This is a genomic window from Streptomyces sp. NPDC087310 (assembly GCF_044744405.1).
Classification (GTDB): Bacteria; Actinomycetota; Actinomycetes; order Streptomycetales; family Streptomycetaceae; genus Streptomyces.
In genome coordinates this window covers 516,069-523,176 of sequence record NZ_JBIUYF010000009.1, presented here as the reverse complement: position 1 = coordinate 523,176, position 7,108 = coordinate 516,069, and the positions used below count along the sequence as shown (strand labels likewise).

The 7,108-nt window shown below is 68.3% G+C and carries 7 protein-coding genes and 1 pseudogene; 4 read left to right on the top strand and 4 right to left on the bottom strand.

Annotated elements, in window-relative coordinates:
* Window positions 1-134: pseudogene (locus ACIO3P_RS33080) on the top strand (IS5/IS1182 family transposase); the annotation flags it as partial.
* A gap of 56 nt (window positions 135-190) precedes the next feature.
* On the opposite strand, the gene ACIO3P_RS33075 reads toward ACIO3P_RS33080, so the two are convergent.
* The 4 genes from ACIO3P_RS33075 to ACIO3P_RS33060 all read right to left on the bottom strand — a co-directional run bounded on the left by ACIO3P_RS33075 (window position 191) and on the right by ACIO3P_RS33060 (window position 3,890).
* Window positions 191-1,288 (bottom strand): MBL fold metallo-hydrolase, encoded by a 1,098-nt coding sequence (locus ACIO3P_RS33075; protein WP_401850174.1) that lies wholly within the window; start codon window positions 1,286-1,288, stop codon window positions 191-193.
* Between the two features lie 463 nt (window positions 1,289-1,751).
* A complete protein-coding gene (locus ACIO3P_RS33070; protein ID WP_401978251.1) occupies window positions 1,752-2,351 on the bottom strand; it encodes an NADPH-dependent F420 reductase in 600 nt (199 codons plus the stop codon).
* 296 nt (window positions 2,352-2,647) lie between these two features.
* Complete coding sequence (locus ACIO3P_RS33065; protein WP_329823856.1) at window positions 2,648-3,280, bottom strand: NAD(P)-binding domain-containing protein; 633 nt, start codon at window positions 3,278-3,280, stop codon at window positions 2,648-2,650.
* A gap of 31 nt (window positions 3,281-3,311) precedes the next feature.
* On the bottom strand, window positions 3,312-3,890 hold the full coding sequence (locus tag ACIO3P_RS33060; protein WP_401850171.1) for an NADPH-dependent FMN reductase: 579 nt from the start codon (window positions 3,888-3,890) through the stop codon (window positions 3,312-3,314).
* A gap of 173 nt (window positions 3,891-4,063) precedes the next feature.
* Between ACIO3P_RS33060 and ACIO3P_RS33055 the strand changes: the two genes are divergently transcribed.
* From ACIO3P_RS33055 to ACIO3P_RS33045, 3 genes are all read left to right on the top strand, one after another.
* Complete coding sequence (locus ACIO3P_RS33055; RefSeq protein WP_329823854.1) at window positions 4,064-4,555, top strand: MarR family winged helix-turn-helix transcriptional regulator; 492 nt, start codon at window positions 4,064-4,066, stop codon at window positions 4,553-4,555.
* Window positions 4,556-4,630: 75 nt separating this feature from the next.
* Entirely contained in the window at window positions 4,631-5,182 is a 552-nt protein-coding gene (locus tag ACIO3P_RS33050) for a hypothetical protein (RefSeq protein ID WP_401850169.1), read from the top strand.
* Window positions 5,183-5,521: 339 nt separating this feature from the next.
* Window positions 5,522-7,099, top strand: a complete 1,578-nt coding sequence (locus tag ACIO3P_RS33045) for a hypothetical protein (protein WP_401850168.1) — start codon at window positions 5,522-5,524, stop codon at window positions 7,097-7,099.
* The last annotated feature ends 9 nt before the right edge of the window (window positions 7,100-7,108 follow it).

The window sequence follows — 7,108 nt, the reverse complement described above, 5'->3', positions numbered from 1 at the left end:
GAGCCCGTGTCGAGCACACCTTCGCCCGGATGAAGAACTGGAAGATCCTGCGCGACTGCCGACAACGAGGCGACGGACTTCACCATGCCGTCCAGACCGTCGCTTCCATGCACAACCTCGCCATGACACGGTGAAACAGCAGGTCAGGAACCACTTCGGCCTGCCCAAGCCGAACCTTCTGCAACACCCTTTAGGGATGGATACCGGAGGGCCCGAGCACGCCGTAGTCGGCACGTAGCGATTCGAGCATGGCGAAGGCGTTGTTGGTCGTGTAGACGTCGGCCCCGGCCAGTATTCCGGTGTACTTGGCGGTGACGGGAAGGGCCGCCTGCTCGGCAATGGCGTCGAGGTAGGTCTTGAAGATCGCCCAGGCATTCCCCGAGGGCCCGTACCTGTCGAAGAACGGAGTGGGGTCCAGGGAATCGTAGGTGGCCCGCGTGCTTGCGTCGAGGTCGGCGACGTACTGCTGCTGCAGGTCGGCGTCGGAGCGGACGCCGAGGCGGCCCAGGTGGCCGCCTACCAGGGTCTTCCACGGATAGCGCATCGCCTCGTCGTGCGCGGTCACCCAGCCGCGGACGTTCTGGGAGACGGCCAAACCGGTGAACGGCACCCAGCCGGGATAGAACACGTCCACAACCATCAGTGTTTCCTGGTCGGGCGCGTGGATGAAGATGTTGTCGTACGTGTGGTTAGGACCGTGGTAGGCGAGTTCGAGGCGCTCGCCACCGACTCGCAGGGTGTAGTGGTCGTCGAAGGTCACCGTCGGCGCCGGCCGGTTGGGGTCCGCGTCGGTGAGCAGCAGGCGACGGGTCTCGGTGTGGCCGATGCGGACGACGTCCTTGCCCAGGATGGCGGAGGCCGCGATGTGATCGGCGTGGGAGTGGGAGTAGACCTGGTGAGTCACCTTGCTGGGTCGGCCGTTGGCCCTGGTGACGTCGTCGATGGCGCGCAGCAGGTTGTGGCCGATGCTCGGCGGTGCGTCGACGAGTACGACCCCGTCGCGTGTGCTCAGGAACATGGTTTGGTAGTGGGAGTCGGTGACCCAGTACAGGTTGTCCTTGATGCGGCCGACGAAATAGCCGTCGGCGTTGAGCGCGGGTCCCAGCGCGCTCCTCGGCACCGGCGCGAACTCGGGCAGGTCGGAAGCCTCTGCTGCGGCTGCGGCTGCGGCTGCGGTGCCCGGCAGTGCGCCGCCGATCGAAGCGGCTATGGCGGGCACTGCGGCGGCGGCCAGCGTCCGCTTGAGGAATGCGCGGCGGGCGGCCGACTGCTGTGGCTCCGTTGTCATCGTCTTGCTCCTTTGCGAGATGTGTGTGGGTTGCCCTGGGAAAGAGGCCAGTCGTACCGGGCAGCCTGCGGATACCGGGAAGGCGGCTTCGTGGCGACGATGTGTCATGCGTGCCGCGCCTCCGTCCGGAGGGAGACCAGTGCGAACGCGGTGATACCGGTGCCGGTCACGGTGGTGTGGTGGCCGTGGAGATCGAGGGTCCGAGGCACAGTCCGATCACCTGCCGACCGGCTCGGAGTGTCCACGTGTCAGCGGTCCTGCAATTCCCCACCTGGGCTGGGGCCGTGACGGGCTGTCCGACGGCTGAGTGTGAATTGGCTGACCGTCGACACGACGGCGCTGAGCGCGGCGTTCGGTTGGCTCTGCCGGTGACGAACGGCCGCTGAGCGAACTCCTGTTGCGTGGGGTGTGGTCCCGCCGGGGGCGGAGGGCTGAGGGCCGTAAGGTTGGTGGTACGGGGTGGTCATCCCTCTCGGATGGCGTGCAGACCGGTCAGCGGCCCTCCGTCCACTTGCATGAGGCGCCCCATCACCAGCGGGCCGAGGTCGACGGGAGCGAATCCGAAGCCCTCGACGACGGAGCGGAAGAGGCTCTTGGCATCCTGGTCGTCGCCGGCGTAGAAGAGGATCCGGCGGCCGGCTTCGGTGACGGGGTCCGCTGCGACGTAGCGGCCGTACATGTTGTCGAAGGCCTTGATGACATGTGCCCCGGGGATCAGCGAGGCGACCAGTTCACTTCCACCGATGTCGAGGTGCTCTGCGACAAACGAGGGGGTGAGCTTGATCCACTGGTTCGTTGCGTCGATGACGATCCGCCCCTCCCTGGCCGGCAGGTGGCGCACCGCCTCGCGGACCTTCGACCAGGGGACCGCGAGGACGACGATGTCCGCGGCACCGGCCTCGGCCACACTGCCGGCCGAGGCGCGAGGACCAAAGGCGGCCACGACGTCACCCAGCGTCTCGGGGCCGCGGCTGTTGCTGAAAATCACGTCATGTCCGGCCTTCACGACGTGACCGGCGATGGCGCGGGACAGCGTTCCCGCACCGATCATCCCGAACTTCATCGGTGTGCTCCTTCACTGCTGTGGGCTCGCACGATCGGCCGCCCTCCGGGCGATGACCGCGGCGATGGTGCCTGCGTGTCAGGGGACGTACTGCGGTGCAGCCGACCAGTACCGGGGCCGGGCCGCCGACCAAGCCGTCGGCGGGGCGCGGCAGCAGGGCGAAGCGGCAAGGCGCCGTTGTGACTCGGACTCCGGATGACGCCCCCCGCACGTTGCGGGCCCGGTCCATTCGGATCTGGCACAGGGATACCGGGTCTCCGTCTCGGGCCGCGCGGGCGGGCGGGTTCACCGTGCTGTCAGCCGAGAATCTTGACGCTGAGGGCGAAGTTCTTCCGCTGCTGGGCCAGACCGACGATCAGCAGGCCCGCTCCCTCCAGCCAGTGGGCCATCTTCAGGTCCCCGGTGTCCTGCGGGCTCAGTCCGAGGCTCTCCACGAACGAGGACACGGATGCCTTGGCGCCGGCATCGTCACCGGCGAGGAATACGTCGAGCGGGTGGCCCTCGACCTCGCCGGAGGCCAGAACGCCGGAGAAGAGGGTGTTGAACGCCTTGACGACCTGCGCGCCCGCCGGGGCGGCCTTGGCGATCTCCTGTGCGGCGGAGCTGCCGTCAGGGCTGACGAGGTCGGTGAAGGTGGTGAGATCGAAGGGGTTGGTGATGTCGACGATGACCTTGCCTGCCAGCGCGTCCCCGTACTGACCGACGATCGACGCGGCGCCCGCGTACGGCACGGCCAGGACGACGAGGTCACCGGTCAGGGCACCGCTGCCGACCGTCCCGGCTGTTGTGTTGCCGCCGAGTTCACCGGCCAGGGCGGCGGCCTCGGTCCCGTTGCGGCCGACGACCTGGATGCTGTGACCCGCGGCGACGGCGCGGGTGCCGAGGACACGGGCCATGGCGCCCAGGCCGATGATGGTGATGGCGCTCATGAGGTGTGCCTGCTTTCGTGGTGGATGACACTCAGCGTGCGGCAGTCACTTCCTTGGCCGCCCGCTGGGCGGCCTGCGCCAGACGGCCGACGGCGGAAACCAGTTCGGTGGCGACCTCACGGTCGTCGAGCGGGTGGATTCCGGCGAACCGGTTCAGGGAATCGGGGATGGAGAGAGTGATGTCCTCGATTACGGCGCCGCCTGCGGCCTTCGCGGCCTTCCGGGCGTCCTCGTGTGCCCACACACCGCCGTACTGGCCGCCGGAGGCGCCGATCACGGCGACGGGCTTGCCGGCGAGGGCGCCGGCGCCGAACGGGCGGGAGAGCCAGTCGATGGCGTTCTTCAGGACGGCGGACATGGTGCCGTTGTACTCGGGGACGAACAGCAGGACGGCGTCAGCATGGGCGACCACCTCACGCAGGGCCGCGGCATGCTGCGGGACACCGTCCTCGACATCGATGTCCTCGTTGTAGAAGGGCACCTGCGCCAGGCTCTCCTGGAGTTGCACCTCGACTCCTTCGGGAGCGAGCTTGACTGCGGTCTCGGCGAGTTGTCGGTTGTGCGAACCGGAACGCGCGGAACCGACGAGAGCGACGATGCGGATGGACATGGCTACTCCTGGTGCAGGTTGGTGACCCACCCGTCCGGTGCAGCCGTGCGGGTGTGGGAGGGAAGGCGGTCCTCCGCGCGGTGCGACAGGGAGGGGCCTCTCCGCCAAAGCGGTTGAGGACTCAACGATAACTCCATTTGATTGAGTCCTCAACCTCTAGCTAGAATGGGTGCATGTCAACGGAACCGAAGTGGCTCGACGCCCGGGAGGACCGCGCCTGGCGGACCTTCGTGCACGCGCACCACCAGCTTCGTGTCCGCCTGCAGCGGCGCCTCCTCCAGGGCTCCGCACTGAGTGAGGCCGACTACGAGATCCTGGCCGTACTGTCGGAGCATCCCGAGGAGCGCTTGCCCGCGCGAGAGCTGTGCGACCTGCTTCTCTGGGAGAAGAGCCGTCTCTCCCATCAGGTTCGGGGCATGCAGCAGCGCGGACTGGTCGCCCGCGAGGCCAACCCGGCCGACGCCCGCAGCACCCTCGTCCGCCTGCTGCCTGCCGGGCGCCGGGCGATCGAGGAAGCGGCACCCCAGCATGTGGACAATGTGCGCCGGTACTTCATCGATCTGCTCGCCCCTGACGAGCTCGACACCCTTGCCGCCCTCCACGAACGCATCCTCCGCCGGCTTGTCGACGAAGTCGCCCAAGACGACGGCACCGCCGAAAGCTGAGTGGCCGCCGGGCGACCCGATGGACACCCGCCACCCACCCCGCCCGCCAGGGCGGAGTCGGGGAACGGCCTCACCGTGTTCGCCGCCGTCGCCGGCCAGCCGCCTGCGCCCCGGGCGGCAAGGATGAGGGACTGCCGAACCTGGGGCGCTTCTGATGGCTCTTGGCCGGAGATCATCCGGCCGATTGGCGCGCTGTTCCGGCAGCCGCTGGGCATCGCTGCCGCCCTCGGCTTCGCCGCCATCACGGCCGGAGCGATCGGATTCCACGCCAAGTCCGGCGACTACTCCGACCCGAAGACCCGCGGGAGCTCAATGGCCCCTGTCGGCGATCCGGATCAGTTCGTGCCATGTCAGCCCAGCACCGGAGACTTCTCCGTCCCGGCCGGCGATCTGCTCGGCGTAGCCTCTGCCTGGATGGGTGAGGAGGTGGTCGGTGCCGTAGTCGCCATCCAGGTTGCGGTAGATCACCACGGCTCCGGGGCCACCTTCTGCCGGCACCCTGAACAGCGGCCGGCGTTCAGGATCGAAGAGGACCTCAGACAGGACATCGGCATCGGCGCCGTCCTCACCGAACCATTCTGGAACCCGGATGCTCGGCCCCCTGCGCCACAAATCACCAAGAGGTAGTTCGACCAGAAGCCCGGGCGGACCAGCAGCGACTCGCCCGGCACCAATGAGCCGACGTCATATCTCTTAATCAGCCCTTAGCGAGGAGTGCAAGGCCGCAAAGGGGTGAAACCCCGAAAGATCGACCATGCGTGGCATTCGTGGGTCAGGTGACAAATGTCATTGCTGGTACGGGACTTGAGTGGTTTGCGCACCGGTGGGCCCGGCACGCAAGGGCAAAACGGGCGCTTCGGAACGTGTTCCGCACCATCCATGAGAAGTTCCCCCAGCACACCCCTTCTGTTGGCCATGCCTGGCTAGTCTCCACTCGCCCTGGTCCGGCACAGGAGAGGTACGTTCATGAGCACCCCGGTCTATCGCACCTCAACTCGGCAGTCGGTGGCCACGCTGACGCCGAACCGGCAGCCCCAGGGCCGGGACAGGGGCCGGGCCGGGAGTCCGTCGGAGAACTCTGCGGAGCGCGCCCTCTTCGAGATCCAGTCCAGCGCCGGCAACCGAGCCGCGACCGCGGCGGTGCAGCGCGCCAGGGGTACGGCGAAGGAGAAGGCGCCGGAGAAGGACAACGCGGCCACCGGGGCGAAGAGTTATCGCGACCGGATCGCCGGGGTTCTCGACAAGCTCAAGAGGCATCTCGAATTCATCGACACCTTCGTCAAGGGCGTCCATGTCCCCGCCAACGCGGGTGTCTCCCAGCAAGCCTCCGCCACGGCCAATGACGGCCTCAAACACTCCGCCGGCTCCTCGGGGACCGCCGCCGCGTCGGAGAACCTCCTCACGGAGACGGCCGGCGCCGTGCTCAGCGGCATGGAAGCGGCCAAAGCCAAGAAGGACGCCGGGAAGCACAAGAGCGGGGCCGCCTTCCACGGAGCGGACAAGAAGGCCAACTCCAAGACGGCCGACGCGGTCATCGGCGCCGCCGGCGCGGGAAACTACGCCCTCGGGATCGCCAAGGAGCTGACCAAGGCCCAGAAGGCGGCGCACGCCATGACGGCGGCCGAGGCGAGCGGTATCGGCTCCAGCGCTGTCGGCGCGGTGAAGGGCGCCCGTGCGGCGGGCCGCTTCGGCCTGACGGCCCGTAAATACCGTGCCCTGAAAGGGCTCGGAAAGCCCGATCGCATCGACGAGGAGGCACTGGCCCGGCTCGACCAGGCGCGGCAGGAAGCCGAATGGGCCGCGGCCGAGGCGTACGTCGCGCTGGATGCCCACTGGGGCCATGAGGGCGAGGACCGGCTGGAGCGTGTTTCCGAGGCCATCGACGTGGCCTGGGCAGCGATGGGGGACGCCCGTGACGCCGCCAGGGACGTCCGGCGCGCCGAGGACGTGAACACGATGGACACGGTGCACACGTACGCGCTCGGCAAGCAGCGCAACAAGATGGGCAAGCAGGCGCTCACCGCCGTGGGCGAGTCCACCAAGGCCGCGGGCGGCATCGTGACGGCGGTCGCCGCCACAGCGGGCGGAGCCGGACTGGCGAGCAACCCGGTCGGCTGGGGCCTCGCCGCGGGTGCGGCCGGCCTCATCCTCGGTGTCACCGCCTACCGGGCGGGTCGCGCGGGCAAGAAGCGCTACGACGGGGCCCGTCACCCCGAACGCTGGGCGGCGGACCAGACCCCGGCGGAGCCCGCCTCCCGCGAGGACGCGCTGAAGGAGGCCCTGAAGTTCTGGAAGAAGGTGGAGAACGGTGAACGCCAGGCCATGGCCCGTAAAGTCTACGGATTGGCGGCGGGCGCGGACATCAAGGGGAGCGGCAGCACAACGGCTGAAATGCGGGACTCGGCCAGAGCACTTCTCGTCGCTCTCAAAGCAGGCCCCACCCACCACCGGCTGACCCCGGAGGAGTGGGCGGACTCCCTCAACGACCCGGGAAAGAGCGCCACTTGGGTCAAGGAGATCGCGGAACAGTTGTCCTCCGCCTGAGTTCCCCGG